Raw genomic sequence first — 23,787 nt, 5'->3', positions numbered from 1 at the left:
CGTCGCGTCCGGACGGCGAGGGCCGGCCGGACGCGACGGCCCCCGAGCGGCCCGCTTCCGTGCTGCGCAGTGGGGCCGTCATGGCGGCGGGGTCGCTGGTCTCTCGCGCCACCGGATTCGTACGCTCCGCCGTCGTCGCCGCCGCGCTCGGTGTCGGGCTGGCGGCCGATGGGTACGCGGTCGGCAACTCCGTGCCCAACATCGTCTACACGCTGCTCCTCGGCGGTGCGCTCAACGCCGTGTTCGTGCCCGAACTGGTCAAGGCCGCCAAGGAGCACGCGGACGGCGGGGCCGCGTATACCGACCGGCTGCTGACCGTCTGCACCGCGGCCCTGCTGCTGATCACCGCCGGGGCGGTGTTCGCCGCGCCCGCCATCGTCGCGGCGTACACCGACTACACGGGCGGGCAGGCCACGATGACGGTCGCCTTCGCCCGCTACTGCCTGCCGCAGATCTTCTTCCTCGGTCTTTTCACCCTGCTGGGCCAAGTGCTCAACGCCCGGGGCCGGTTCGGCGCGATGATGTGGACTCCCGTCCTCAACAACGTCGTCGTCATCGCCGTCTTCGGCCTGTATCTGGCGACGGCGGGCACCGGGGGCACGCTCACCCCCGGCGAGACCGCGCTGCTCGGCTGGGGCACGACCGCGGGCATCGCTGTCCAGGCGCTGGCGCTGCTGCCGTCGCTGCGCGCGGCGCGCTTTCGCTGGCGGCCGCGGTTCGACTGGCGGGGCAGTGGGCTGTCCCGGCCGCTGCGTTCGGCGGGGTGGCTGGTGCTGCTGGTGTTCACCAACCAGCTCGCCTACTGGGTGGTGACCTGGCTGGCCACGATGGCCGGGGAGCGCGCGGCGGCCGGGGGGACCGACGGCGCCGGGTTCAGCGCGTACAACAACGCGTATCTGCTGTGGGCCGTGCCGCACGGGATCGTGACCGTCTCGCTGGTCACCGCGCTGATGCCGCGGATGAGCGGGGCGGCGGCCGACGGTGACACCGCGGCCGTGCGGCGGGACGTCTCGTACGCCCTGCGCAGCAGCGCCGCCGCCGTCGTACCCGCCGCCTGTGTGCTGTTGGCGCTCGCCGAGCCGGTGATGGCGGTGGTGTTCCAGTACGGCAGGACCGGCGCGGACGATATCGCGGTGATGGCGGGGGCGCTGATGGCGTTCGCCCCGGGGCTGGTGGCCTTCTCCGGGCAGTACGTCCTCTCGCGCGCCTTCTACGCGCTCTCCGACACCCGCACACCCTTCTTCCTGAACCTGGTGATCTCCGGGCTCAACGCGGGGCTGTCCGCGGCCGCGTATCTGGTGCTGCCCGCACGTTGGGCGGTGACCGGCATGGCCGGGGCGTACTCGGTGGCGCTGTTCGGGGGCTGGGCGGCCACCGCGTACGTACTGAACCGCAGGCTCCGGCCCGTCCCCTTGACGGCCGAGCGGGAGAGGGTTGCCTGGGGCAGCGGGTTGTGGCGCTCGCCGTCCGTGGCCGCCCTTGCCCGGCTGTCGCTGGCGGCCGTACCGGCCACCGCGCTCGGCCAGTTCGCGGCCACCCGCACGGCCCCGCTGGGCCCGCTCGCCGCCACGACGGTGGGTGTCGTGGCCATCCTGCTGGTCTTCGCGATCCTGGCCCGCCCGCTGCGGCTGACCGAACTGGACGCCGCGCTCAGGGCCGTGCCCCGCAAACTGAGCCGCCGCACCTGATCGGTCGCCGGACCTGACCAGCCGCCGGACCTGAGTCGCCGCATCTGAGCCGCCGCCCCCTCACCTGCCGAAATGGAATACTCCGCACATGCCACGCGTCCTTCTCATCGAAGACGACCCCTCCGTCCGCGAAGGGATCGAACTCGGCCTGCGCCGCCGCGGACACGATGTGCGCACCGCCGCCACCGGGGAGGCCGGGCTCACCGCCATCCGCGAGTTCGGGCCGGATCTGCTGCTCCTGGACCTGATGCTCCCTGGCATCAACGGAGTCCAGGTGTGCCGCCGGGTCCGCGAGTCCAGCCAGCTGCCGATCATCATGCTCACCGCGCGCGGCGACGACTTCGACGTCGTGGTCGGGCTGGAGGCCGGGGCCGACGACTACATCGTCAAACCCGCCCGTACCGAGGTCATCGAGGCCCGCATCCGGGCCGTACTGCGCCGGATCGAGGAGCCCGGGGGCCGCCCCGCCGTCGAGTTCCACGGCGATCTCGCCATCGACCGCGCCGGGCTGGCCGTGTCCAAGGCCGGGGAACGCCTCGCGCTCGCGCCCTCCGAGCTGAAGCTCCTGCTGTATCTGACCGGCGCGCCCGAGCAGGTCTTCAGCCGTCAGCAGCTGCTCGAACAGGTCTGGGAGCACAGCTACCACGGCGACGCCCGCCTGGTCGACGCCTGCGTACGGCGGCTGCGACACAAGATCGAGGACGTGGCCGGCAGCCCGCGCTACATACAGACCCTGCGGGGCTTCGGCTACCGCTTCGGACCGCTGTGAGCCCCCGGTGACCCGCTGGAGAGCCCGCATCGGGCTGCGCACCCGGCTCGTGCTCGCCTTCCTGCTGGTCGCGGCGGTCAGCGCCGGCACCACCGCGACCCTCACCTACCGCAAGGCGCGCACCGCGATCCTCGAACAGGCCCAGGACACCGCCGTCTCCTCCTTCCGGGACCGGGTCAGCGACATGGGCACCCCGCTCCCCGTCGAGCCCAAGTCCCTCCAGGAGCAGCTGCGCCAACTCGCCCGGCAGGGCAAGCCGCACCCCTGGGTGGTCTTCGCCGAGTACGGATCGGTCCGGGTCTCCTCCGGCACCAGCCCCGTCTCCACCGTCATCACCCCGCAGCTGCGCCGCGCCGCGCTCGCCAGCCCGCGCAGCGGAAGCTTCCAGCGGGTCGAGAAGCATGGCGACCCCTGGCTGACCGTCGCTGTTCCGACCGTCTTCAGGACCGGGAAGACCGTACGCCCCACGGGCCTTGTGCTGTACGCGGTGATGCCGCTGACCGACGAGGAGGCCAACGTCCGGGCCATGGTCACCGCGGCCCGCGACGGGGCCCTGCCGGGGCTCGCGGTGGCGCTCGTCCCCGCGCTGCTGGCCGCGCGCAGTGTGCTGCGCCCGGTGCGCGATCTGCGGAAGGCATCACAGAGCATGGGCCGGGGCCGCCTCGACACCCGGATCCAGATCAAGGGCAGCGATGAACTCGCCGACCTCGCCCGCACCTTCAACGAGTCCGCCGTCGCCCTGGAGCGATCGGTGGGCGAACTCCAGGACGCCGAGGCGCGCGCCCGCCGCTTCGCCTCCGATGTCTCGCATGAGCTGCGCACCCCGCTCGCCGGGATGCTCGCGGTCACCGAGGTCCTGGACGAGGACGCCGCCCGCCTCGCCCCCGACACCGCGGCCGCCGTACGGCTGATCAGCGCGGAGACCGGCAAACTCGCGGTCCTCGTCGAGGACCTGATGGAGATCTCCCGCTTCGACGCCGGGGCCGCCGAGCTGAACACCGACGAGGTCGACGTCGCGCAGACCATCCGCAAGACCCTGACCAGCCGCCACTGGACCGACCCCGACGAGATCGTCACCGACCTGCCCGACGGCATCCGGGCCCGGCTCGACCCGCGCCGTTTCGATGTCGTCGTCGCCAACCTGGTCGGCAACGCGCTGCGGCACGGCGCCGCGCCGGTCGTCGTACGGCTGCGTACGGAGACGGGCACAGGGGTGGAGACGGAGCAGGAAAAGACGGGCGGAAGGGGGACCCGCCTCGTCACCGAGGTCGCCGACAGCGGCCCCGGCATTCGCCCTGACGCGCTGCCGCACATCTTCGACCGCTTCTACAAGGCGGACTCCGCCCGCACCCGGTCGGAGGGCAGCGGCCTCGGCCTCGCCATCACCCAGGAGAACGTATGGCTGCACGGCGGCACGATCCGGGCGGCGAACGGCCCACAGGGGGGCGCCGTCTTCACCGTGGAGATCCCCCTGACGGGCACGGCCGGGGAGGTGACGGTGTGAAGCGCCTGGTCCGCCTGAGCCGCCTGAACTGCCTGGGCCTTGCCGTGGTGGCGGCCGTGTTGCTGACGGGCTGCGGGGTGCGGCAGAGCGACGTCATCGAGGCCGGCGGCCCGGCCACCGTCACGGTCTTCCCCGCCGCCGAGCAGCGGCAGATCCTCTTCTTCGTCTCCTCGGAAGGCCGCCTGACTCCGGTGGCCGGAGGAGTCTTCACGGACCGGGAGGGGGAGTACGACGGGAAGGTGCCCGGCGAGGTGGCCCTCATGATGCTGCTCGCCGGCCCGAGCGCGGAGGCGCGCGCGGCCGGGCTCCACACGGAGCTGCCCCGGGCGGCGGGGCAGATGGGGATGAAGTCGGGCACGGACCAGGTGCTGGTCAGTGTCCCGGTCGCGGTGCGGGGGCTCGGAAAGACCGCCGTGCGCCAGCTGGTCTGTACGGCGGCGTACGCGGAGGGCGGCGACGGCACCGCGGAGGTGACCGTCGCGGGCGACGACGGCAGGCTCCCGCCTGCCCACTGCGACGGGTGACGCCGCGGGGCGATGTGCCCCGACCCCGACGGGTGGGGCACACAGCCCGCTGCGCGGCCTCGGCTCAGCGCGGCAGCTAGCGCAGCAGCTCGTACGCCGGCAGCGTCAGGAACTCCGCGTAGTCCTCGTCAAGCGCGACCTTGAGCAGCAGATCGTGGGCCTGCTGCCAGTTGCCCGCGGCGAACGCCTCCGCCCCGATCTCCTCGCGGATGGCCGTCAGCTCCTCGGCCGCGATGGTGCGGACGAGACCGGCCGTCGCCTTCTCGCCGTTCTCGAAGACGACGCCCGCGTTGATCCACTGCCAGATCTGGGAGCGGGAGATCTCGGCGGTGGCGGCGTCCTCCATGAGGTTGAAGATGGCGACCGCGCCCAGGCCGCGCAGCCAGGCCTCGATATAGCGGATGCCGACCTGGACCGCGTTGCGCAGCCCCGCCGCGGTGGGCTTGGCGTCCAGGGAGGCGATGTCGATCAGCTCGGCCGCGGTGACCTGGACGTCCTCGCGCAGCCGGTCCTTCTGGTTGGGCTTGTCGCCGAGCACCGCGTCGAACGAGGCGCGGGCGATCGGGACCAGGTCGGGGTGGGCGACCCAGGAGCCGTCGAAGCCGTCGTTCGCCTCGCGGTCCTTGTCGGCCCTGACCTTCTGATACGCGACGGCGTTGACCTCGGGGTCGCGGCGGGAGGGGATGAAGGCCGCCATGCCGCCGATCGCGTGGGCGCCGCGCTTGTGGCAGGTGCGCACCAGCAGCTCGGTGTAGGCGCGCATGAAGGGGGCGGTCATGGTGACGGCGTTGCGGTCGGGGAGGACGAAGTCGGCCCCGGCGTCACGGAAGTTCTTGACGATGGAGAAGAGGTAGTCCCAGCGCCCCGCGTTCAGCCCGGAGGCGTGGTCGCGCAGCTCGTAGAGGATCTCGTCCATCTCGTACGCGGCGGTGATGGTCTCGATGAGCACGGTGGCGCGGATGGTGCCCTGGGGGATGCCGAGGTGGTCCTGGGCGAAGACGAAGATGTCGTTCCAGAGGCGGGCCTCGAGGTGCGACTCGGTCTTGGGGAGGTAGAAGTACGGGCCCTTGCCCTGGTCGAGCAGGCGCTGGGCGTTGTGGAAGAAGTAGAGCCCGAAGTCGACGAGGGCGCCGGGCACGGCGCGGTCGCCGGCCCGCAGATGGCGCTCGTCCAGATGCCAACCGCGCGGCCGGGCGACGACGGTGGCCAGCTCTTCGGCGGGGCGCAGCGCGTACGCCTTGCCCTCGGGGGTGGTGAAGTCGATGCGGCGCTGGTAGGCGTCGATCAGGTTGAGCTGGCCGTGGACGACGTTCTCCCAGGTCGGCGCGGAGGCGTCCTCGAAGTCGGCGAGCCAGACCTTGGCGCCCGAGTTGAGGGCGTTGATGGTCATCTTGCGGTCGGTGGGGCCGGTGATCTCCACCCGGCGGTCGTCGAGCGCCGCCGGGGCGGGGGCGACGCGCCAGTCGGCGTCCTCGCGGATGTGGGCGGTCTGCGGGAGGAAGTCAAGGGTGCCGGTTCGGGCGATCTCGGCGCGGCGCTCGGCACGGCGGGCGAGCAGTTCGTCGCGGCGCGGGGTGAAGCGGTGGTGGAGCTCGGCCAGGAAGGCCAGGGCCGAGTCGGTCAGCACCTCTCCCTGCCGCTCCAGCGGCTCGGCGTCGACGATGGCCAGCGGGAACGGTGCTGGTGCGGACATGGGCGGTCACTCCTCGGGCGACACAGGGCGAGACATATGGACTTCTGTGACTTCTGCTTAGTGGATACTAATTTCCTCATGGCGGAACTTCAACGTTTTGTTGGGCTCACTCCAGCCGTTTCAGGTCCTCCGGGGTGTCGATGTCATCGGGCCGGGCGATATCGGAGCAGTCGACGAGCGTGACCTCCGACTGATGCTCCTTCAGATACGCCCGTGCCCCGCGATCGCCCACCGCACTCGCCGCGACCTCCGCCCACCGCTCGGCGCCGAACAGCGCCGGATGGCCCCGCCGCCCGCCGTACACCGCCGCGGCCAGGCACGACGGCCCGTCGTACGCCGCCGCCACCCGGGCCACCGCCGCGGCCCCGATCCCCGGCTGGTCCACGAGCATCACCAGCGCCGCCCCCGCCCCCGTCCCCACCTCCGCCCTCGTACCGGCCAGCGAGGCGAGTCCGGCCCGCAGCGAGGAACCCATGCCGTCGGCCCAGTCCGGGTTGTCGACCAGCGTGCACCCGGGGAGCTCGGCCCTGGCCCGTACGGCCTCGGCGGCCGCGCCCAGCACGATATGCACCGGTTCGCAGCCGCCCTCGCGCAGCGCCCGCACCGCGTGCTCGACCAGCGGTCTGCCCCGGTGGGCCAGCAGCGCCTTCGGTCGCCCGCCCAGCCGCCTGCCCCCGCCGGCGGCCAGCAACAACCCGGCGACCTGCGCTTTATCGTGCGATGTGTGATCTGTCGGCATTGCCTACCGCTCATCCCTTCTTGATCCCCCTTTGTCTCCCCCTATCGCACCCGGTCTGATTTTCGCTCTCCGTATGGCGTGTCGCGCACAGAGTGGCGTTAACTGATCCGCGGCCTCTCGCGTCCGATCGACGCGTCCAGGGGTCATGGGGAGAAGGGGGCAGGCTTCGTGCAGAGGGGTGCGAGGGCGAGCAGGGCAGTCATGTCCGACGATCACATGGGACGCCGGGGGATGCCCGGCGCCTGGTCAGTGGAGGGCGCCGCGGTCGTGGAAGACAGGCGAGTGGCCGGCACCGAGGAGGATCCCAGGGCGGCGGAGCTGCGCCGGGCCGTCGCCCGGCTGCGGCGCGAACTCGCCGCCCACCCGGCCGACTTGCCGGACCGGGCCATAGCGGATGACGAGCTCGCCGCGCTGGACGCCATGGCGTGCGAGGGGGTGCCCGAGCTGCCCCGGCTGCGCCGCGCCCTGCTGCTCATCGCGGGCGCGCTCGGTTCGGTGAGCGCACTGGCGCCGGCGCTGAGGGGGGTGCGTGCGGCGATCGACCTGTTCGGCGATGTGCCGCAGGCAGGGGGGAGGGGCTGAGGGGTCGGGCTTGAGGGGGCGCCGCCGGTACGGCTCGATACGGCACCGGCGGCGCGCCCGCCCTTAGGTGAAGCCTGCTCCGGCGTCAGGCGGAGCCCGCGCTGGCGAGCGCGGTGGACAGCTCGGCCGCGACCTCCTGGAGGATCGGCACGATGTCCCGTGTGGCCTCGTCCGTCACCCGCCCGGCCGGGCCGGAGATCGAGATGGCGGCGGCCGTGGGCGAGTCGGGCACGGATACGGCGAGGCAGCGCACGCCCATCTCCTGCTCGTTGTCGTCCACCGCGTAGCCCAGCTCACGCACCTGCCGCAGCGCCTCCAGGAAGGCGTCCGGCGTGGTGATCGTCTTCTGGGTGGCGGCCGGCATACCGGTCCGGGCCAGCAGCGCGCGCACCTCGTCGGCGGGCGTGTCCGCGAGCAGCGCCTTGCCGACGCCGGTCGTATGCGGCAGCACCCGCCGCCCGACCTCGGTGAACATCCGCATCGAGTGGCGCGAGGGCACCTGCGCGACGTACACCACCTCGTCGCCGTCCAGCAGCGCCATGTTCGCGGTCTCGCCGGTCGCCTCCACCAGCCGCGCCAGATAAGGCCGGGCCCAGGTGCCCAGCAGTCGGGAGGCGCTTTCGCCGAGCCGGATCAGCCGGGGGCCCAGCGCGTAGCGGCGGTTCGGCTGCTGGCGCACATAGCCGCAGGCGACCAGGGTGCGCATCAGGCGGTGGATGGTGGGCAGGGGAAGCCCGCTGCTGCCGGAGAGCTCGCTCAGCCCGACCTCGCCCCCGGCGTCGGCCATCCGCTCGAGCAGATCGAAAGCGCGCTCGAGGGACTGGACGCCGCCGGAGTTGGCAGCGGCGGTCTTGGGCTCGGCGGACGGCACGTCGACGGTTCCTTTCGCGGCAGGTGAAACCGGCCCCCGTATGGCTGATTCGCCCCGGCCGACCGGCCAACGGGCAGCCTACCCTTCCCCAAGCTCTCGGCTCCGCTCGAGCAGGGGAGACCCCATCTCGGCCGACCAGGTTCTGCGCTCCGAAAATCGCCTTCCATTCTATGGACGGCCGTCTTGTGGCGGGGACGCGGGCGGTGGGGTCTTGACCCGGCGGGCGGCTCGGTGAACACTCCTGGAACAGAAAAGTGTTTCCGCTTCGCGGAAAAATCGTGCTGATCTGAAGAGTCTGCCAAGAAGAGTCTGCCGAGAAACGGAGGGCACGGGTGTCAGACGCGGATCCGGACTTGGACCTGGACCTGGACCTGGTGTTGCGCTCGACCCGCGTGGTGACCCCGGAGGGGATGCGCGCGGCATCGGTCGCCGTCTCCACGGCCGACGGAACGATCTCGGCCGTCCTGCCGTACGACGCGGCCACCCCGCCCGGGGCCCGCCTGGAGGACTTCGGGGACGACGTTCTGCTCCCCGGCCTCGTCGACACCCACGTCCATGTCAACGACCCGGGCCGCACCGAATGGGAGGGGTTCGCGTCCGCCACCCGCGCCGCCGCGGCCGGCGGCGTCACCACCCTCGTCGACATGCCGCTCAACAGCATCCCGCCGACCACCACCGTCCGCGCGCTGGAGATCAAGCGGGCCGTCGCCCGCGCCGCGGCCCATATCGACATCGCCTTCTGGGGCGGCGCCGTCCCCGGCAACATACGAGACCTCAGGCCCCTGCACGACGCCGGAGTCCTCGGCTTCAAATGCTTTCTGCTCCACTCAGGCGTGGACGAGTTCCCCCAGCTCGCCCCCGCCGAACTCGACGCGGCGCTCGGCGAGATCGCGGGCTTCGGCGGCCTGCTCATCGTCCACGCCGAGGACCCCCAGCTGATCGACGGGGCCCCCAGCCCCAGCGGCCCGCGCTACGCCGACTTCCTCGCCTCACGCCCGCGCGAGGCCGAGAACCGGGCCATCGCGGGACTGATCGAGCTCGCGCGGAAGCACGCCGCCCGTGTGCACATCCTCCATCTGTCGTCCGCCGAAGCGCTCCCCCTGATCACCTCCGCCCGGAACGAGGGCATCGAGATCACGGCCGAGACCTGCCCGCACTTCCTCACCCTGACCGCCGAGGAAGTCCCCGACGGCGCCACCGAGTTCAAGTGCTGCCCGCCCATCCGCGAGGCCGCCAACCAGGACGCGCTGTGGCAGGGCCTGGCCGACGGCACCATCGACTGCGTCGTCTCCGACCACTCGCCGTGCACCGCGGACCTCAAGGTCGGCGACTTCGGGCAGGCATGGGGCGGCATCGCCTCCCTCCAGCTCGGCCTCCCCGCGGTCTGGACCGAGGCGCGGCGGCGCGGCCGTACGCTCCCGGATCTCGCGCGCTGGATGTCCACGGCCCCCGCCGCACTGGTCGGCCTCGCGCACAAGGGGGCCATCGAGCCCGGCCGCGACGCCGACTTCGCGGTCCTCGCGCCCGAGGAGACCTTCACCGTCGACCCGGCCGCGCTCCACCACCGCAATCAGGTGACCGCCTACGCCGGGAAGACCCTGTACGGCGTCGTACGGTCCACCTGGCTGCGCGGCCGGAAGATCGCCGAACAAGGCACCCCGACCACCCCCACCACCGACTCCGCCACCGACCCCACTGGACCCACAAAATCCCCCACACCCCCCACACCACATGGCCGACTCCTGGAAAGGCAGCACCGCACATGACCGCGCCGATCCCCCGCTTCACCGGCGACGCGAGCCCGTACGGCGGCGGCGACCCGTACGCCGACTACCGCACCGCCGACCTCCCCTTCACCCATCTCGCGGACCTGGCCGACCGGCGGCTCGGCGGAAGCGTCATCGCGGCCAACGACGAGTTCTTCGCCGAACGCGAGAACCTGCTGCGGCCCGAGGCCCCGCACTTCGACCCCGAGGACTTCGGCCACAAGGGCAAGGTCATGGACGGCTGGGAGACCCGCCGACGGCGCGGCGCCTCGGCCGAGCAGCCGCACCCCGCCGCCGACGACCACGACTGGGCCCTGATCCGCCTCGGCGCGCCCGGCGTCATCCACGGCATCGTCGTCGACACCGCCCACTTCCGCGGCAACTACCCGCAGTCGGTCAGCGTCGAGGCGACATCGGTGGCGGGCTCCCCGTCCCCCGAGGCACTGCTCGCCGACGGGGTGGAGTGGACGGAGCTCGTCCCCCGCACCCCGGTGGGCGGCCACGCGGCCAACGGCTTCGCGGTCGCGGTGGCGCGCCGCTTCACCCACCTCAGGCTCAAGCAGCACCCCGACGGCGGAATCGCCCGCCTGCGCGTGTACGGCGAGGTCGCCCCCGACCCCGGCTGGCTCACCGCCCTCGGCACCTTCGACCTGGCCGCCCTGGAGAACGGCGGCGCGGCCGAGGACGCCTCCGACCGCTTCTACTCCCCGCCCGCCAACACCATCCAGCCCGGCCGCTCCCGCAAAATGGACGAAGGCTGGGAGACCCGCCGCCGCCGCGACCAGGGCCACGACTGGGTCCGCTACCGGTTCACCGAACAGGCCGTGATCCGCGCCGTCGAGATCGACACCGGCTGCTACAAGGGCAACGCGCCGGGCTGGGCCACGCTGTACGTCCTCGACGCCACCTCCGGCGCCGACCCGGCCGACCACACGGCCCCCGGCTGGACCGAACTCCTGCCCCGCACCCGCCTCCAGCCCGACACCATCCACCGCTTCCCGCTCGACACTGCCCCACCCGCCACCCACGTCCGCATCGACATCTTCCCGGACGGCGGCGTCGCCCGCCTGCGGCTGCACGGCACGCTCACGGAGGCGGGCGCGCAGCGGCTCGCGGCGCGGTACGCGGAGCTGGGCGGGGCTCACAGGTAGCGGAGCCGTATGCCCGGCCCGAGATGGTGAGTGCCCGTGACGACCTGCCCCTGGCCCACGTCGACGGTGAGGCGGGGGTGGGCCGGGCGGCCTGCCAGCGAGGACAGGTCCAGCGGGCCGGGGCGTGGGCCATGGCACATGCCGAAGAACACCCGGGTGACCGAGGTGATCCTATGGAGAGGGCTGAGATCGGCGGGAAGGGCGCAGTCGTAGAAGATCAGCTCCTTGGCGCGGAGACCGACGGAAGGCAAGACGCCAAGTTGCTCGGTCATATGGAACCCGGCCAGCCGCAGTCGCCCGAGGTCGGCGATCGCGGTCGAGTCCATGAGCCCCCGAAGGCTCCCCGCGCCCTCCAGGGACAGGTACTCGAGTTTCGGCAGACGGTCGAGAAACGCCAGACCGGGGTCGGCCGGGACGTATCCCAGCCACAGGTCGGTCAGAGACGGTGGCAGAGGGAACTGGTCCAGCGGGGGGAGGGCCGACCAATAGGTGAGGAAGAGCTTCCGCAGCCGGGTGAATCGGTCCAACACCTCGGTGCCCTTCAAGGGGCCGTTTCCGTTGACCAAGAGATTTTCCAACGCTCGGTGGTCGGCCAGTGGGCGGAGATCGCCGTCGCCCTTGAGGCGAGTTATCCACAGCTGGGAAAGCTGGGGAAGTTCCTTCAGAGCGGCGAGGCCGGCGGTGAACGGATAGGTGATCGATATTCTCCGGACTCCCAGCTGCGTGGCCGTGGCCCACTGGCTGGGATGGGAGAGAGTGAGGTGCAGGTCTCGCAGCGGCAACTTGCAGAGCACACGCCGGACATACTGATCAGGGGCGAAATAGTCCCATACCCGGGCCAGTTCCTTGTGCACATGGGCGCGCCCGTCTTCGGCGTAGGCACTCAGTAAGTCCAGCGCGCGCCCTCCGCCGATGAGGGCCGCGGTGCGCACCGCCGCCCTGGCCGCGGTCTCGCTGAGCCCTTCGAGCGAGCGGGGCAGCCTGCCCAGCACCGGATCGCCCACAGCCGCCAGCGACTCCGCGTCGCTCCGGCGCCGCGGTGGCACCAGCACACCGAGATTCAGGTCCAGCCGCTCGGCGAGCCCGACGGGCACCGACTCCACCGTCTCCAGACAGGACGCCGCCAACAGCCGTAGCCCACGCGCATGACGGCGCTCCGCCTCCGCGCGGTCCAGGATGCCGGTGATCAGCTCCTCCCGCTGGCCGCGGTTGGCGTGCCCGGCGGCCATGATGATGGTCTCGCGCCAGGTGTCCAGATGGGCCCGCTCGATCAGATTGCCGATACGGTCCTCCTCCGCCGCCTCCTCGGCGGCCAGGTACTCCTGGAAGCTGCGGTGCAGGAAGTCGACGCGGTCGTCGGCCGGGGCACGCAGCACACCCGAACGCGTCACCAGATGCTCCAGCGCCTGTCCGCCCTCAACCTCCAGATGACGCATCGACCTCAGCTTGGCCGCCACGTGGTCGAGCGCCTTCTCGCGGGCGATCTCGCTGCGGTTGTTGTCCGACAGCCGCCAGGCCAGATCGCGCAGCAGGCACAGCTTGTCCGTGAGGCTCAGCTGTACGTCCAGGGCGCTGGGGACCCCGCGCTCCGCGTCCCGGCGCTGCACCAGCAGCTCCAGCGCGATCCGGTACAGCTCCATGCGGTTTCGCGGCAGCCGGCTGCGCCGCCCCAGGTGCAGCGCGCACAGCAGGGCGGCCAGGAGCGGGTTCGCGGCGAGCGCGAGCAGATGGGGGCGGTCCTGGAGGCTGGCCACGAGCGCCCGTTCGTAGTGCGGCAGCTCTTCCGGTGCGCATGGAGCGTCGCCGGAGTGCAGCTGTACGGCCTGATGCCACTGCTGGACGAAGGCGCGCAGGTCGGCGGGGGTCATCCGTTCAAGACCGACCGGGGCGAAGCCCTCCGACCGCAGCCAGTCGCCGCTCGCGGCCGTAGGCCGGGCCGTCACCACGGCGCGGGTGTCCGGGTAGGCGCTGAGCAGCAGCCGGAGCCAGTCGCGGACCTTGCGCCGTTCGCTCGCGACGATTTCGTCAAGCCCGTCGACCAGGAGCAGGATCCGGCCAGCCTGGAACTGGCGGTCGACCCACGCGGCGGGCATATGGCCGGTCAGCGGCCCGGCGGTGACGTCCAGGAGTTGTTCGAGGCGGGGCAGCTCGCGTGTGGCGTAGTGGCGGAGCTTGACGAGGACGGGGACCAGGCCGTTCCAGTCGGCGAGATCGCCACCGAAAGAGCCCCGCGCCGCGGTGACGGCCAGCCAGTTGAGCAGCGTGGTCTTGCCGGAGCCCGCTTCCCCGCGCAACAGCACACGCGGCGACTGTTTGAGCGCCGCCTCGACCCGTACGCTCGCCGACGACTCCTGCTCGGCCGTGTCCCATGCGCCGATGCCGGTCCGTAACCGGTCGGCGGACCCATGGCCGGTCCGCCGGGCAGCCCGTCCCTCGTCCGTGCTGACCCGCAGACTGATGTAGGCGACGGACAGCTTGGTACGCGGAGCCTGCCCCGCCGTGAAGCTGAACAGCTCCACCTCGTCCATGGTGCGGCTGATGAACTCCAGATACTCGTGACGGAAGGCGGCGTCCTGATCCGCGCCCTGCGGCGCGTACAGTGACCTGATGGGCAGCCGCTCCAGCACCCGGCTCAGCTCCGAGCCGAGCTCGCCGACCCGCCCCAGCAGCTCGGTGACGCCCCGTTCGGTGAAGACCGGCAGGCGGCGCAGGGTCTGCACATAGCAGTCGCAGCACTCGGCCAGCAGCAGCTCGTAGAAGCGCGTCTCGACCTCGCCGAGACCGGTCGGCGGGGGAGCGGCGGTACGGACGCGCCGGGCGAGCTCGGCGGGGTTGGCGTCGGATCCGAGGATCGCGGTGTCGGACAGGTCCGCGTGGGCGAAGGCCGCAGTCACGGCGTCGAGTGCCGCCTGCCGTCCGCCCTCGTCCAGGTCGCGGAACTCATGCCCGCAGATCGGCTCGAGCCGCGCCGCGACCGCGTCCGCGATCTGCTCGAACTGCCGCTCCACGCCCCGCTGAGCCCGCAGCCCCGGTATCCGCCGCCGGATCAGCGCGGACATGTTCATCCGGCTCTCCTGCTCGCGCGTACGCGGGTCGAGCCACATCCGGACGGCGCGTGTCGCCAGTGTCCGCCCCAGGTTGATCGCCGCGACCTCAGCGCTCACGCCACTCCGCCCCTTCGAGGTGATTGTCGGCTTTCCTCGCATCGACATCTTCCCGGAACAGCCCGATCACCCACCTGAGTCCGCGTCGCCGCGGTCTTCACGTGATGGGTGCCTCACGCGTATGACTGACATGACGCAGTGTCGCTGCGGGCCTGAGCAAGAAGCCGTAGGGGGAGGCTGAAGGGATGCTTGAGGTTCATTTCGCCGCGCGGAGTGACTACTTCGCTTCCGATGACGACCGGTGGCTGCAACAGATTCGAGTGCTGCATGAAGCGCTCGAAGAGCAGGCGCCTGGCGCGCTGACGTCGCGTTCCGGGACGCAGTCCGAGACGCAGCCCGGGACGAAGGGAGCCGCCACCGACCTGGTGTTGCTTCTCGCCACGCCCAGTGTCGTCGCCGGTGCGGTGAAGGCGTTTACTTCCTGGCTGAACCGCGACCGCGGGCGGACCGTTCATGTCACCTGGAACAACGATGGGCGGCGGGGCGAGTTCACAGTCACCACCGAGGTCACCGACACCGCCACCCTGCAAGCCGCCTTGGAGCATGGACTGCGCGCGGCCGGCGGCTCAGCGGAGGACTCCGACTCGTCCACGAGTGATGCCTCGACTCCGGAGCCCCGGTCCGATGACTGAACCAGCCCGCACCTACCGGGCACTCCTCATCGGCAATTCCGAGTTCCCCGACGATCCACAGGGCCTACCGCCCCTCAAGGGGCCGACGGCCGACGTGCGGGTGCTGTACGAAGCGCTGACGGACCGCGCCACCGGTCTGCACCCGCGCGGGGCCGTGAAGGTCGTCGTCAATGAGACCTCGTCGCAAGTGGAAGACGCACTGGCCGAGTTCTTCGAGCACTCGTTCGCGCATGAGCAGTTGTTTCTCTACTACAGCGGTCACGGCAGACTGGACGCGCGGAACAGGCTTCGGCTCTGCACTCACGACACCACCCTCGGCGGCTTACGGACCCGCTCCGTGAGGCATGAGTTCATCAACGAGCTGATCGACGACTGCGCTGCCCGCTCGATCGTCGTGGTCCTGGACTGTTGCTTCAGCGGGGTGGCCGCGGTCAAGGGGGCCGACCCCGCCACACAGCTCTCCGGTTACGGCAGATTCGTGATGACCAGCTCCAGCCACGCCGGGCTCTCCTCCGACGCGGCGAACGCGCATGAGCCGAGTCCTTTCACCAGGCATCTGGCCGAGGGACTGCGCTTCGGCGCACGTGGAAAGGACGGCTACGTCTCGGTCCATGACGTCTACACGTACACCTATGAGCAAACCCGTGCCCTCGGGCAGATCCCGCATATGAAGGCGGAGGGCGGAGTCGGGCAGGTTTCATTGGCTCGAAGACTGATACGGACCGCGGATGGACCTGAAACGAAGGGAGGGGCAGCTGCGCCCGAGGCCGCGGCCAGGGCCTCGGCCGATGCGCTCGATATACGTCCTGTGTTCACCGATCCACAGGGGAATCAGACCCTCCTGACAACGGAAAGTGATTTCACCGGTGTTCTCCACGTCCGGCTGCCGCAGCGTAAGACCGTACTGACGACCCACCGGGACCAGCTCGCGGGCGCGAACGGCATCGGCCCGGCCACGGCGGAGCTGAGGTCACGCGCGAAGATTCACCATGCTGATCTCCGGGCCCGGGTCGACGGCAGGGAGCCGGTGGAGATTCGGAGCGGGACGGTGGATGGCACGGTGCGGTTCGCCCTTCCCGACGGTATGGGTACCGTGACGTGGTCCGAGCGGCAGGTGGCGGACTTCGGACGAGCGAAGGCGGTGGGGTACTGGCCCAGTACGGCTCCCGCAACCACCCCTCATCCGGAATGGCACGGCGCCGGTTCAGGCGGTGAGCCTGAGGACCCCGTTTATGACGACCTGGCGTCCGCCGGTCGTTCGGCCTGGTCGTGGCTGCCGATGGGCGCCGGCGCGGCGGCTTTGTCGGCTGCTCAATGGGACCTTTGTGCTCACCTGGGCGGCGCGAGAGTGTCTGAACTGACCGGGTTCGGGGTGATGGTTATTCTCTGCGGTCTGGCATTTATGGCTGTGTTCTGTGTTGGCCAATTCATCGGTCGTATTGAGACTGCCGTCATGTTCCGCAGAGTAAGGCGTCTGAGGAATGATCCCGCACTTCCCATCACTCCCATGCTGATGGTGTGTCATGTGGAAACGGTGGAAAAGACCGCGCTCACGCTGGATGGGAGTATGTCTGTCACGGTGGAGAAACCGTACGCCTGGCTATGGGGCGAGAGGGAATTCGTGGCGGCTGTTCAGGCGTACAAGCGGGATGGTGACGTGCCGGTCCATCCTGAGGTCAAGGTACCCGTTCTGAATGGTTATGTGGCGGACTTCAAGGCGCGCATAGCGACGCCCGCCCCGGAAAAGGTCGAGGTCATCGGGCATCCGCTCAAAGGGAAGTGGGTCGCGATCAGGACTACCCGCGGAATGATCTGGCCCAGGGGGCAGGCGGAATAGGGCCGCCCCACTCGTCGTTGCGGCCGTGACGCGCGTCACATCGACCTCATGTCACGTTCGGCCGGGCTGCTTGCATCCCGTGGTCGTCATCAGCAAATGAGGGAGGACGGAACGATGAGCGCACACCGTGTGGTGGTTCTGGGGGCGGGGTACGCGGGCATGGCCGCGGCGGTTCAGCTCGGGGCTCGGGTCAAGGGGCGCGAGGATGTGCGGGTGACCGTGGTGAACGCGCAGGAGCGGTTCACCGAGCGGCTGCGGCTGCACATGACGGCGACCGGGCAGCCGCTCGCCGAGCTGAGCGTCCCGGAGTTGCTGGGGGGTACGGGGGCGGGGTTCGTACGGGGCTGGGTGACGGCGATCGACGCCGACGCGAAGACGGTGCGGATCGATGACGACCGGGTTCTGGAGTACGACACGCTGGTGTACGGGCTGGGCGGTGTGGCGGACACCTCGGCGGTGCCGGGGGTCGAGGACTACGCCTACACGCTGAACAGTGCGCAGGACGCCGAGGTGTTGGCCGACCGGCTGGCGCGGCTCGGCGGTGGGACGGTGGTGGTCGGGGGCAGCGGGCTGACCGGGGTCGAGTCGGCCGCGGAGATCGCGGAGCGGCATCCGGAGTTGGATGTGGTGCTGCTGGGCCGGGGGGAACCCGGTGCGGCCATGAACCCGAAGGCCAGGGCGTATCTGCAGGCCGCGCTTCAGCGCCTCGGCGTCGAGGTGCGCGGCGGGGCCGAGGTGGCGAAGGTGCTGCCCCATTCGGTGGAGCTGGCGGGCGGAGAGAGCGTCGCCGTCGATGTGGTGCTGTGGACGAGCGGTACGCGGGTGTCGCCGCTGGCGGCCGCCGCCGGGCTGGCCGTCGATGAGTACGGGCGGATCGTCACCGACGCGGCGCTACGGTCGGTGTCGCATCCAGAGGTGTACGCGGTGGGGGACGCGGCGGCGATCCGTCAGGGCTACGGCGCGATGCACGGTACCTGCCAAGGGGGCATGCCGACCGGTGTGCACGCGGCGGTGTCGATCGTCCGTGAGCTGAAGGGCAAGCAGCCCAAGCCGTTCCGCTTCGGCTACTACCACACGCCGGTGAGCCTGGGCCGTGACGACGCTGTTGTGCAGTTTACGCACCCCGACGACAGCCCCCGGCGGATATTTCTGACCGGTCGTTTCGCGGCCAGGTATAAGGAGACGGTGACTGCTTCGCCCTGGCCGACGTATGGCCGTATGAAGAAGATGCCCGCTTCGGGTGCGTTCTGGCCGCACGGTGGCCGCTTCACCCGGATCCGGGTGGCGCGGTGAGCCACCCCTTCCCGGACCCGTCCCCGGACACCTCCCCGGACCCGTCGCTGGGTACCTTCGTGGGCCCCGACCAGCAGGTGTTCGATGAACATCGCAGGCTGCTGTTCTCCGTGGGCTACCGCATCCTCGGCGTCGCGGCGGACGCCGAGGACGCGGTCCAGGACGCCTGGATCAAGTGGTCGGCCGCCGACCGCTCGCAGGTCGCCGACCCCAAGGCGTATCTGACGCGGATCGTGTCGAATGTCGCGCTGGCGCGGCTGCGTTCCACCCAGCACAAGCGTGAGACGTATGTGGGGCCGTGGCTCCCGGAGCCCATCCTCACCATCGGCGACACCGCCGAGACCGTCGCGGACGCCGATTCGGTGTCGATGGCCATGCTGGTGGTGCTGGAGACGCTGAGCCCGCTGGAGCGCGCGGTGTTCGTGCTGAAGGAGGTCTTCGACTTCAGCCATGCCGAGATCGCGGAGGCGGTGGAGCGCTCCGAAGCCGCGGTGCGGCAGGCCGCACATCGCGCTCGCGAGCATGTACGGGCCAGGCGGCCGCGCTTCACCGCGGACCGGGGGCGGCAGCGCGAGGTCACCGAGCGGTTCCTCGCGGCGGCGACCGGCGGTGACGTCAACGCCCTGATGGAGTTGCTGTCCCCGGACGTCACCCTGTGGACCGACGGCGGCGGCAAGGTCCGCCAGGCCATGCGTCCGGTCGTGGGCGCCGCCACGGTGGCCGCCTGGTTCGCCGCCATCGGCTCGGTCACCTACCAGGGCATCGAGCCCGCCGATATGAAGGTCGAACTCGTCGAGGTCAACGGCGGGCCGGGCGTGGTGTTCGGCGGGCCGGGGCGCGTGATCGCCACCGTCACCTTCGATTTCGACTCCGACGGCCGCGTCACCGCCATCCACAACGTGGCCAACCCCGAGAAGCTCCGAGCCGTGGCCACCGGCACCGCCCATGACGTCGGGACCCACTGAGCCCGTGAGCCCGTGCGCCCGTGAGCCCGTGAGTCGTGTACGAGGTCAGCCCGTCGGCTCGGGGACCCCGATCGGGTTGGGGAATCGGAGGGCGGAGCCGCAGGCGGTCGCGAGCGGGGTCAGGAGCCTGACCAGGTCCGCCGTCCCGTCGGGGCCGAGCGTCTGCCAGGGGCGCTCGGCCGCCCGGTCCGTCGCCGCCTCCGCCGTACGCAGCGTCTCGCGCCCGGCGTCCGTCGCGGAGCCGTCCGGAGCGAGCAGGCCGCGTTCGAGCAGGCGGTGTTCGGCGGCCTGCCACTGCTCGTCGGTCCAGCCGCGTTTGGGCTGGAGTTCGGCGCGGGGGAGGTCCACGGCGGCGCGGAGCGCGAGCGTTTCGCAGCCGTCGAGGCCAGCGGCGACGAGGGCCGCGACATGGCCGTCGCCGCGGTGTTCGCGGAGCACGGTGGTGGCGTGCCAGAGGCGTTCGAGGGGGTCGTCGGGGAAGTCGAGCGAGCCGTTGGCGGCGGCCAGTACGCGCCCGGCGCCGTCCAGGTCCGCGGCGCGCTGGGCCAGGCCCTCGGCGGCGCGCTCCACCTCGTGCTCGTGCCCGGCGAGCAGCCGGGCCAGCGAGGCCGCGGCGCCGGCGCGGCGCAGCTCCAGGGCGCGCTCGGGGGTGACCAGGGCCCAGATGGCGGGGAGGGCGCGGGCCACCATGGGCGGGGCGAAGCTGAAGAAGGCGGCCACGACGGGCTCCGGCCCGACCGGGCCGAGGGGCGCGGCGCGGCCCGCGAAGTAGCCGCGCCAGAAGCCGCGGAGGCCCGCGTCCTCGTACGCGGCCAGGGCCTCCGGCGCGAAGTACGTGACCGCGTGGATCGGCTCGAACAGGGTCCACATCGTGCGGGCCGTCGCCGCCGGGGTGGATTCCACGGTGGTGCTCCCTTCGGGGTCGGGGCGGGTCATCACAGGCCGTGCTCCCCCATCGGCGGGAAGCGCCGGGTTTCGTGCGTCCGGGTCGGATGGGGTCAGTCCTCCGGCTCCGGCTCCGGCTCCGGCTCCGGCTCGCGGACGATCGCGAGGATCGTCAGTGCGGTCCGCGCCAGCTCCTCGTCCCCGCGCACCGTGGCCCGGCGCCGCGCCTCCCGCGGCGTGATCCCGCGCGTGGCCAGCCGCCACAGCGTGTCCGCGGCGAGTTCGACCTCCACGGTCGCCGGGGCGGCGGGGGTACGGAGCGCCCAGCGGTCGTCCTCTCGTACCGCCGTCCACGCCCCGCCGGCCGGGCCGGGCACCAGGACCCGTACCACCGCGCCGGCGTGGGCCGGATGGGCGCGCAGGGTGTGCGGGAGGGCGCGCAGAAAGGCGTCGAGCACCGGGTGCAGCAGCTCGGGGCCGGTGGCGCCCGGCCGGTTCACGGCGTCGCGGATCTGCTGCTGGTGGACCCAGAACTCGGTGTACTCGCGGGCGGTGTCCAGCCAGTTCGGGGCGGGCGCCCCGGGGGCCGCCCAGGACACGTCGAGGCCGGCGGGCGCGGCGGGGTCGAGGCCCGCCCAGAAGTCGTCGAGCCGCGGGCCGAGCGTGGCCAGCAGCTCGGTCAGCACGCGCGGGCTGAGCTGCCGGGATGCGCGGACGAAGTCCTCGTTGGTCCGCGTGATGAACCGCGGCAGCGTCTCGCCGGGGCCGAACGGCGGCCCCGGGTGCCCGTCGCGGCCGCCGGACAGCCGGCGGAGGTGATCATGGAGGAGGTGGGCCACCACGTCGTGCACATCCCACCCGGGGCAGACGGTGGGGCGCCGCCAGTCGGCCGGGTCCAGGGCGGTCAGCAGGTCGAGCAGGGCGCGGCGGTCGCGGGGGAAGAGGGGGCGTACGTCAAGGGGCGGCCCCAGCCGTGCCCAGTCCATGCCCGCGCCTGTGCCTGCGTCTGCGTCCGCGCCTGCGGCTGTCTCCATGATCGGGATTATTGTGCCGTCAGCCTGTGACCGCTATCGCGTTTTTCCGGTGGAACCCAGGGCTTCGGGTCGAACGTTGAGCAGGCGTCCCCCTGTCCCTTTGTGATATTTCCGCCATGTCCGTACCGAGGAGTCCTGCTGTGACCCTGCGCCAAGAGATCGTCGGCAACGCCATGCAGATGGCGGTCTGCAGCCTCCAGCCCGGCCAGACCGTCTACTGCGAGGCCGGAAAGTTCCTGTTCAAGACGGCAAACGTGACGATGGAGACCCGGCTGTCCGGGCCCGGGCCGGGGGGCGGCGGCCAGGCCGCCGGGGGCAACGGCGGCGGGGGCGGTGGCGGCGGTGGCATGGGCGGCATGCTGCGCCAGGCCATGGGCACCGCGATGCAGGTGGGCCAGCGGGCCCTGGCGGGGGAGTCGCTTGCCTTTCAGTACTTCACCTCGACCGGCGGCGAGGGCACCGTCGGCTTCGCGGGCGTGCTGCCCGGGGAGATGCGCGCGCTGGAGCTGGACGGCGGCCGCGCCTGGTTCGCGGAGAAGGACGCCTTCGTGGCGGCCGAGTCGACCGTGGAGTTCGGCATCGCCTTCCAGGGCGGCAGGACGGGCCGCAGCGGTGGCGAGGGGTTCATCCTGGAGAAGTTCACCGGGCGCGGCACGGTGATCATCTGCGGTGCGGGCAATTTCATCGACCTCAACCCCGCCGACTTCGGCGGCCGGATCGAGGTCGACACGGGCTGCATCGTGGCCTTCGAGGAGGGCATCCAGTACGGCGTCCAGCGCATCGGCGGGCTCAACCGCCAGGGCGTGATGAACGCTGTGTTCGGCGGCGAGGGCCTGTCCCTGGCCACGCTGGAGGGCAATGGCCGGGTGATCCTGCAGTCGCTGACCATGGAGGGCTTGGCCAACGCGCTGAAGAAGGCCCAGGGCGGCGACAAGCAGGGTCCGACGGGCGGGCTGTTCTCCACCCACGCGGGGTGACAGCCGCCGCGGGGTGACGGGACGGCCCTGTGGACGGCCGGGCTATTTCGCTCCGGCCAGGTAGAACAGCAGGAAGAGGAACGCGGCGATGAAGTGGACGCCGACGAGGTAGATGAAGACGCGGATGGTGAGCCCCATCGGCGCCCGGTCCTCCTCCCGCACGGGCCCGCCGCGCGGCGCCGCCCCGTGTGCCGAGCCGTCGCCACCGGTCGTCGCGCCGCCGGCTGTCGCGCCGCCGGTCGTCGGGCCGCCGGTCGTCGGGCCGCCGGCCGTCGTGTGGTCCAGGGTGTTGTCGGAGTCCGTCATGGTGCCTGGTGTCTCCCTCCGCGGACGGCGTCGCCGAGACACAGGTCGGCCGTGCCGCTCTGCAGCAGCGTGTGGACGAACAGCAGATCCGTGCCGCCGGACGAGGCGGCGGCTATGCGGTGCGGGGTCAGCGAGTCGAAGTGGGCCGCATCGCCGACGCCGAGCACATGGACCGTCTCGCCGAGCGTCAGCCGCAGCCGCCCCTGGGTGACGTACAGCCACTCCTCGCCCGGATGGACCCGCACCAGGTCCTCCTGCGGGCCGGTCCCCGCCGGTACGTGCACCCGCAGCGCCTGCATGGCCCGGCCGGGGCTGCCGGTCCGCCAGTACGTCCAGCCGCCCGCCTCCCAGGCCGCCGTGTGGTCGGCCCGCAGGATCGGGTCCCGCTCCGGCGAAACCTCGCCGAGGAGGTCGGATACCGTGGTGCCGTAGGTACGGGCCAAGGCCAGCAGCATGGGGAGCGACGGCTGGCGCCGGGCGGTCTCCAGGCGGGAAAGATGCGCGGGTGAGAGCCCGGCCAGCCGGGCGGCGGCTTCGAGCGTCAGGCCGCTGCGCCGCCGCAGGTCGCGCAGGCGCGGGGCGACGGAGGGCAGCTCGGCGGGGGGCCCGTCGGCGGGCCCCTCGGGGGACGAGGTCATGTCTCCGGTATAGCCAGCATTCGCCTCTCGGGCAAAAAATTTGCCTCTGAGGCAAATGGGCATCGAGGTGGCGCCGCCGGGCCCGAGGCGGTGTGGGCGTTACGTCTTCATTACTTCTCCCGGCGCTTCGCGCGGGTCTTGTGAACTCCTGGGGAACTCCCTTCATTTGGCATTGACATGCCAGGGTCTACGCGCGTCATGCTGTGAGACATGAGAATCCCCCCACGGATCGCCCGCATCGGTGTGCTCGGCGCCCTCGCGTCGAGCCTTCTCATCGGCGGCCCGGCCGTCGCCTCCGCCCCGGCCGCCCCGGCCGCCCCGGTCGCGCCCCAGGCCGCCTCGTCGGTCCTCCAGATCACGGCCGTCGGCGATATCTGCTACTCCGACCTGCCGTCACAGGCCCATGACACGCTCGACCTGATCGCGTCCGGCGGCCCCTTCCCGTACCCGCAGGACGGGACCGTCTTCCAGAACCGGGAGGGCATCCTTCCGTCCCAGTCCAGCGGCTACTACCACGAGTACACCGTCAAGACCCCCGGCTCCGACACCCGCGGCGCCCGCCGCATCGTGACCGGGAAGAAGACGGACGAGGACTACTACACGGCCGACCACTACGCGTCGTTCGACCTGGTCGACCACAGCTGCTGACCGCCGAAAACCGCCACCCCCCGCACCGCGGCCGCTGCCTGCTCGCAGGCAGCGGCCCCCCCCGTGTTGAACCCCCACCCCCCGCGGCCTTAGCCCCCGCACACCTCCCCACACAGCAAAA

The 23,787-nt window shown here is 71.4% G+C and carries 21 protein-coding genes; 13 read left to right on the top strand and 8 right to left on the bottom strand.

Annotation, left to right across the window (positions count from 1 at the left end; genetic code table 11):
• The 4 genes from murJ to ACWDSL_RS38785 form a co-directional block, all read left to right on the top strand.
• On the top strand, nucleotides 1-1,688 hold a 1,688-nt coding region (gene murJ, locus ACWDSL_RS38800; RefSeq protein ID WP_450492662.1), incomplete at its 5' end, for a murein biosynthesis integral membrane protein MurJ.
• A gap of 88 nt (nucleotides 1,689-1,776) precedes the next feature.
• On the top strand, nucleotides 1,777-2,457 hold the full coding sequence (locus ACWDSL_RS38795; RefSeq protein WP_450492661.1) for a response regulator: 681 nt from the start codon (nucleotides 1,777-1,779) through the stop codon (nucleotides 2,455-2,457).
• 7 nt (nucleotides 2,458-2,464) lie between these two features.
• Entirely contained in the window at nucleotides 2,465-3,961 is a 1,497-nt protein-coding gene (locus ACWDSL_RS38790; RefSeq protein ID WP_450492660.1) for an ATP-binding protein, read from the top strand.
• Complete coding sequence (locus ACWDSL_RS38785; RefSeq protein ID WP_450492659.1) at nucleotides 3,958-4,485, top strand: hypothetical protein; 528 nt, start codon at nucleotides 3,958-3,960, stop codon at nucleotides 4,483-4,485. The genes ACWDSL_RS38790 and ACWDSL_RS38785 overlap by 4 nt, the downstream gene beginning before the upstream one ends.
• Before the next feature lie 76 nt (nucleotides 4,486-4,561).
• On the opposite strand, the gene aceB is transcribed toward ACWDSL_RS38785, so the two are convergent.
• Together aceB and ACWDSL_RS38775 are read right to left on the bottom strand one after the other, a co-directional pair.
• Nucleotides 4,562-6,178: a malate synthase A gene (aceB, locus tag ACWDSL_RS38780; protein ID WP_450492658.1), complete on the bottom strand. Its 1,617-nt coding sequence runs from the start codon at nucleotides 6,176-6,178 to the stop codon at nucleotides 4,562-4,564.
• A gap of 106 nt (nucleotides 6,179-6,284) precedes the next feature.
• Nucleotides 6,285-6,917, bottom strand: a complete 633-nt coding sequence (locus ACWDSL_RS38775) for a nucleotidyltransferase family protein (RefSeq protein ID WP_450492657.1) — start codon at nucleotides 6,915-6,917, stop codon at nucleotides 6,285-6,287.
• A 231-nt stretch (nucleotides 6,918-7,148) separates the two neighbouring features.
• On the opposite strand from ACWDSL_RS38775, the gene ACWDSL_RS38770 reads away from it, so the two are divergent.
• Nucleotides 7,149-7,499: a DUF5955 family protein gene (locus tag ACWDSL_RS38770; RefSeq protein WP_450492665.1), complete on the top strand. Its 351-nt coding sequence runs from the start codon at nucleotides 7,149-7,151 to the stop codon at nucleotides 7,497-7,499.
• Nucleotides 7,500-7,584: 85 nt separating this feature from the next.
• Here the strand turns inward: ACWDSL_RS38770 and ACWDSL_RS38765 are convergent, their stop codons facing one another.
• Nucleotides 7,585-8,370 carry an IclR family transcriptional regulator gene (locus tag ACWDSL_RS38765; RefSeq protein WP_450492656.1) on the bottom strand — a complete coding sequence of 262 codons (786 nt, stop codon included), beginning with the start codon at nucleotides 8,368-8,370 and terminating at the stop codon, nucleotides 7,585-7,587.
• A gap of 410 nt (nucleotides 8,371-8,780) precedes the next feature.
• On the opposite strand from ACWDSL_RS38765, the gene allB reads away from it, so the two are divergent.
• Nucleotides 8,781-10,136 carry an allantoinase AllB gene (gene allB / locus ACWDSL_RS38760; RefSeq protein ID WP_450492664.1) on the top strand — a complete coding sequence of 452 codons (1,356 nt, stop codon included), beginning with the start codon at nucleotides 8,781-8,783 and terminating at the stop codon, nucleotides 10,134-10,136.
• Nucleotides 10,133-11,287: an allantoicase gene (gene alc, locus ACWDSL_RS38755; protein WP_450492655.1), complete on the top strand. Its 1,155-nt coding sequence runs from the start codon at nucleotides 10,133-10,135 to the stop codon at nucleotides 11,285-11,287. Before allB ends, alc begins: the two co-directional genes overlap by 4 nt.
• On the opposite strand, the gene ACWDSL_RS38750 is transcribed toward alc, so the two are convergent.
• A complete protein-coding gene (locus ACWDSL_RS38750) occupies nucleotides 11,278-14,451 on the bottom strand; it encodes an NACHT domain-containing protein (RefSeq protein WP_450492654.1) in 3,174 nt (1,057 codons plus the stop codon). The two genes, alc and ACWDSL_RS38750, sit on opposite strands and share 10 nt — an antisense overlap.
• Nucleotides 14,452-14,636: 185 nt before the next feature.
• On the opposite strand from ACWDSL_RS38750, the gene ACWDSL_RS38745 reads away from it, so the two are divergent.
• The 4 genes from ACWDSL_RS38745 to ACWDSL_RS38730 all read left to right on the top strand — a co-directional run bounded on the left by ACWDSL_RS38745 (nucleotide 14,637) and on the right by ACWDSL_RS38730 (nucleotide 19,178).
• The gene (locus ACWDSL_RS38745) at nucleotides 14,637-15,083 is read left to right on the top strand and encodes an effector-associated constant component EACC1 (RefSeq protein ID WP_450492653.1); all 447 of its coding nucleotides are present in this window, start codon (nucleotides 14,637-14,639) and stop codon (nucleotides 15,081-15,083) included.
• Nucleotides 15,076-16,920, top strand: coding sequence for a caspase family protein (locus ACWDSL_RS38740; RefSeq protein WP_450492652.1), 1,845 nt, complete (start codon nucleotides 15,076-15,078; stop codon nucleotides 16,918-16,920). Before ACWDSL_RS38745 ends, ACWDSL_RS38740 begins: the two co-directional genes overlap by 8 nt.
• A 114-nt stretch (nucleotides 16,921-17,034) precedes the next feature.
• Complete coding sequence (locus ACWDSL_RS38735; protein ID WP_450492651.1) at nucleotides 17,035-18,213, top strand: NAD(P)/FAD-dependent oxidoreductase; 1,179 nt, start codon at nucleotides 17,035-17,037, stop codon at nucleotides 18,211-18,213.
• 47 nt (nucleotides 18,214-18,260) lie between these two features.
• Nucleotides 18,261-19,178, top strand: a complete 918-nt coding sequence (locus ACWDSL_RS38730; protein WP_450492663.1) for an RNA polymerase sigma-70 factor — start codon at nucleotides 18,261-18,263, stop codon at nucleotides 19,176-19,178.
• 45 nt (nucleotides 19,179-19,223) lie between these two features.
• Here ACWDSL_RS38730 and ACWDSL_RS38725 read toward each other — a convergent pair whose 3' ends face one another.
• Together ACWDSL_RS38725 and ACWDSL_RS38720 are read right to left on the bottom strand one after the other, a co-directional pair.
• On the bottom strand, nucleotides 19,224-20,114 hold the full coding sequence (locus tag ACWDSL_RS38725) for an SCO6745 family protein (protein ID WP_450492650.1): 891 nt from the start codon (nucleotides 20,112-20,114) through the stop codon (nucleotides 19,224-19,226).
• A gap of 62 nt (nucleotides 20,115-20,176) precedes the next feature.
• Entirely contained in the window at nucleotides 20,177-21,097 is a 921-nt protein-coding gene (locus ACWDSL_RS38720) for a maleylpyruvate isomerase family mycothiol-dependent enzyme (RefSeq protein WP_450492649.1), read from the bottom strand.
• Between the two features lie 140 nt (nucleotides 21,098-21,237).
• On the opposite strand from ACWDSL_RS38720, the gene ACWDSL_RS38715 reads away from it, so the two are divergent.
• Nucleotides 21,238-22,074: an AIM24 family protein gene (locus tag ACWDSL_RS38715; protein WP_450492648.1), complete on the top strand. Its 837-nt coding sequence runs from the start codon at nucleotides 21,238-21,240 to the stop codon at nucleotides 22,072-22,074.
• A 42-nt stretch (nucleotides 22,075-22,116) separates the two neighbouring features.
• Here the strand turns inward: ACWDSL_RS38715 and ACWDSL_RS38710 are convergent, their stop codons facing one another.
• Both ACWDSL_RS38710 and ACWDSL_RS38705 read right to left on the bottom strand, forming a co-directional pair.
• Nucleotides 22,117-22,380, bottom strand: a complete 264-nt coding sequence (locus ACWDSL_RS38710; RefSeq protein WP_450492647.1) for a DUF6126 family protein — start codon at nucleotides 22,378-22,380, stop codon at nucleotides 22,117-22,119.
• Nucleotides 22,377-23,018 (bottom strand): helix-turn-helix domain-containing protein, encoded by a 642-nt coding sequence (locus ACWDSL_RS38705; protein ID WP_450492646.1) that lies wholly within the window; start codon nucleotides 23,016-23,018, stop codon nucleotides 22,377-22,379. The genes ACWDSL_RS38710 and ACWDSL_RS38705 overlap by 4 nt, the downstream gene beginning before the upstream one ends.
• A gap of 210 nt (nucleotides 23,019-23,228) precedes the next feature.
• Between ACWDSL_RS38705 and ACWDSL_RS38700 the strand changes: the two genes are divergently transcribed.
• Complete coding sequence (locus ACWDSL_RS38700) at nucleotides 23,229-23,666, top strand: ribonuclease (RefSeq protein WP_450492645.1); 438 nt, start codon at nucleotides 23,229-23,231, stop codon at nucleotides 23,664-23,666.
• Nucleotides 23,667-23,787: the final 121 nt, after the last annotated feature.

It is taken from the genome of Streptomyces sp. NPDC000941, assembly GCF_053599555.1.
Note: the sequence above shows the minus strand (reverse complement) of the source record. Positions and strands in the feature narration are given on the sequence as shown.

Coding starts and splice junctions, on each gene's coding strand:
- ACWDSL_RS38795 (WP_450492661.1), top strand. CDS start 1,777: ATGCCACGCGTCCTTCTCATCGAAGACGACCCCTCCGTCCGCGAAGGG.
- aceB (WP_450492658.1), bottom strand. CDS start 6,178: ATGTCCGCACCAGCACCGTTCCCGCTGGCCATCGTCGACGCCGAGCCG.
- ACWDSL_RS38775 (WP_450492657.1), bottom strand. CDS start 6,917: ATGCCGACAGATCACACATCGCACGATAAAGCGCAGGTCGCCGGGTTG.
- ACWDSL_RS38770 (WP_450492665.1), top strand. CDS start 7,149: ATGCCCGGCGCCTGGTCAGTGGAGGGCGCCGCGGTCGTGGAAGACAGG.
- allB (WP_450492664.1), top strand. CDS start 8,781: ATGCGCGCGGCATCGGTCGCCGTCTCCACGGCCGACGGAACGATCTCG.
- alc (WP_450492655.1), top strand. CDS start 10,133: ATGACCGCGCCGATCCCCCGCTTCACCGGCGACGCGAGCCCGTACGGC.
- ACWDSL_RS38745 (WP_450492653.1), top strand. CDS start 14,637: ATGCTTGAGGTTCATTTCGCCGCGCGGAGTGACTACTTCGCTTCCGAT.
- ACWDSL_RS38740 (WP_450492652.1), top strand. CDS start 15,076: ATGACTGAACCAGCCCGCACCTACCGGGCACTCCTCATCGGCAATTCC.
- ACWDSL_RS38735 (WP_450492651.1), top strand. CDS start 17,035: ATGAGCGCACACCGTGTGGTGGTTCTGGGGGCGGGGTACGCGGGCATG.
- ACWDSL_RS38725 (WP_450492650.1), bottom strand. CDS start 20,114: ATGACCCGCCCCGACCCCGAAGGGAGCACCACCGTGGAATCCACCCCG.
- ACWDSL_RS38720 (WP_450492649.1), bottom strand. CDS start 21,097: ATGGAGACAGCCGCAGGCGCGGACGCAGACGCAGGCACAGGCGCGGGC.
- ACWDSL_RS38710 (WP_450492647.1), bottom strand. CDS start 22,380: ATGACGGACTCCGACAACACCCTGGACCACACGACGGCCGGCGGCCCG.
- ACWDSL_RS38705 (WP_450492646.1), bottom strand. CDS start 23,018: ATGACCTCGTCCCCCGAGGGGCCCGCCGACGGGCCCCCCGCCGAGCTG.
- ACWDSL_RS38700 (WP_450492645.1), top strand. CDS start 23,229: ATGAGAATCCCCCCACGGATCGCCCGCATCGGTGTGCTCGGCGCCCTC.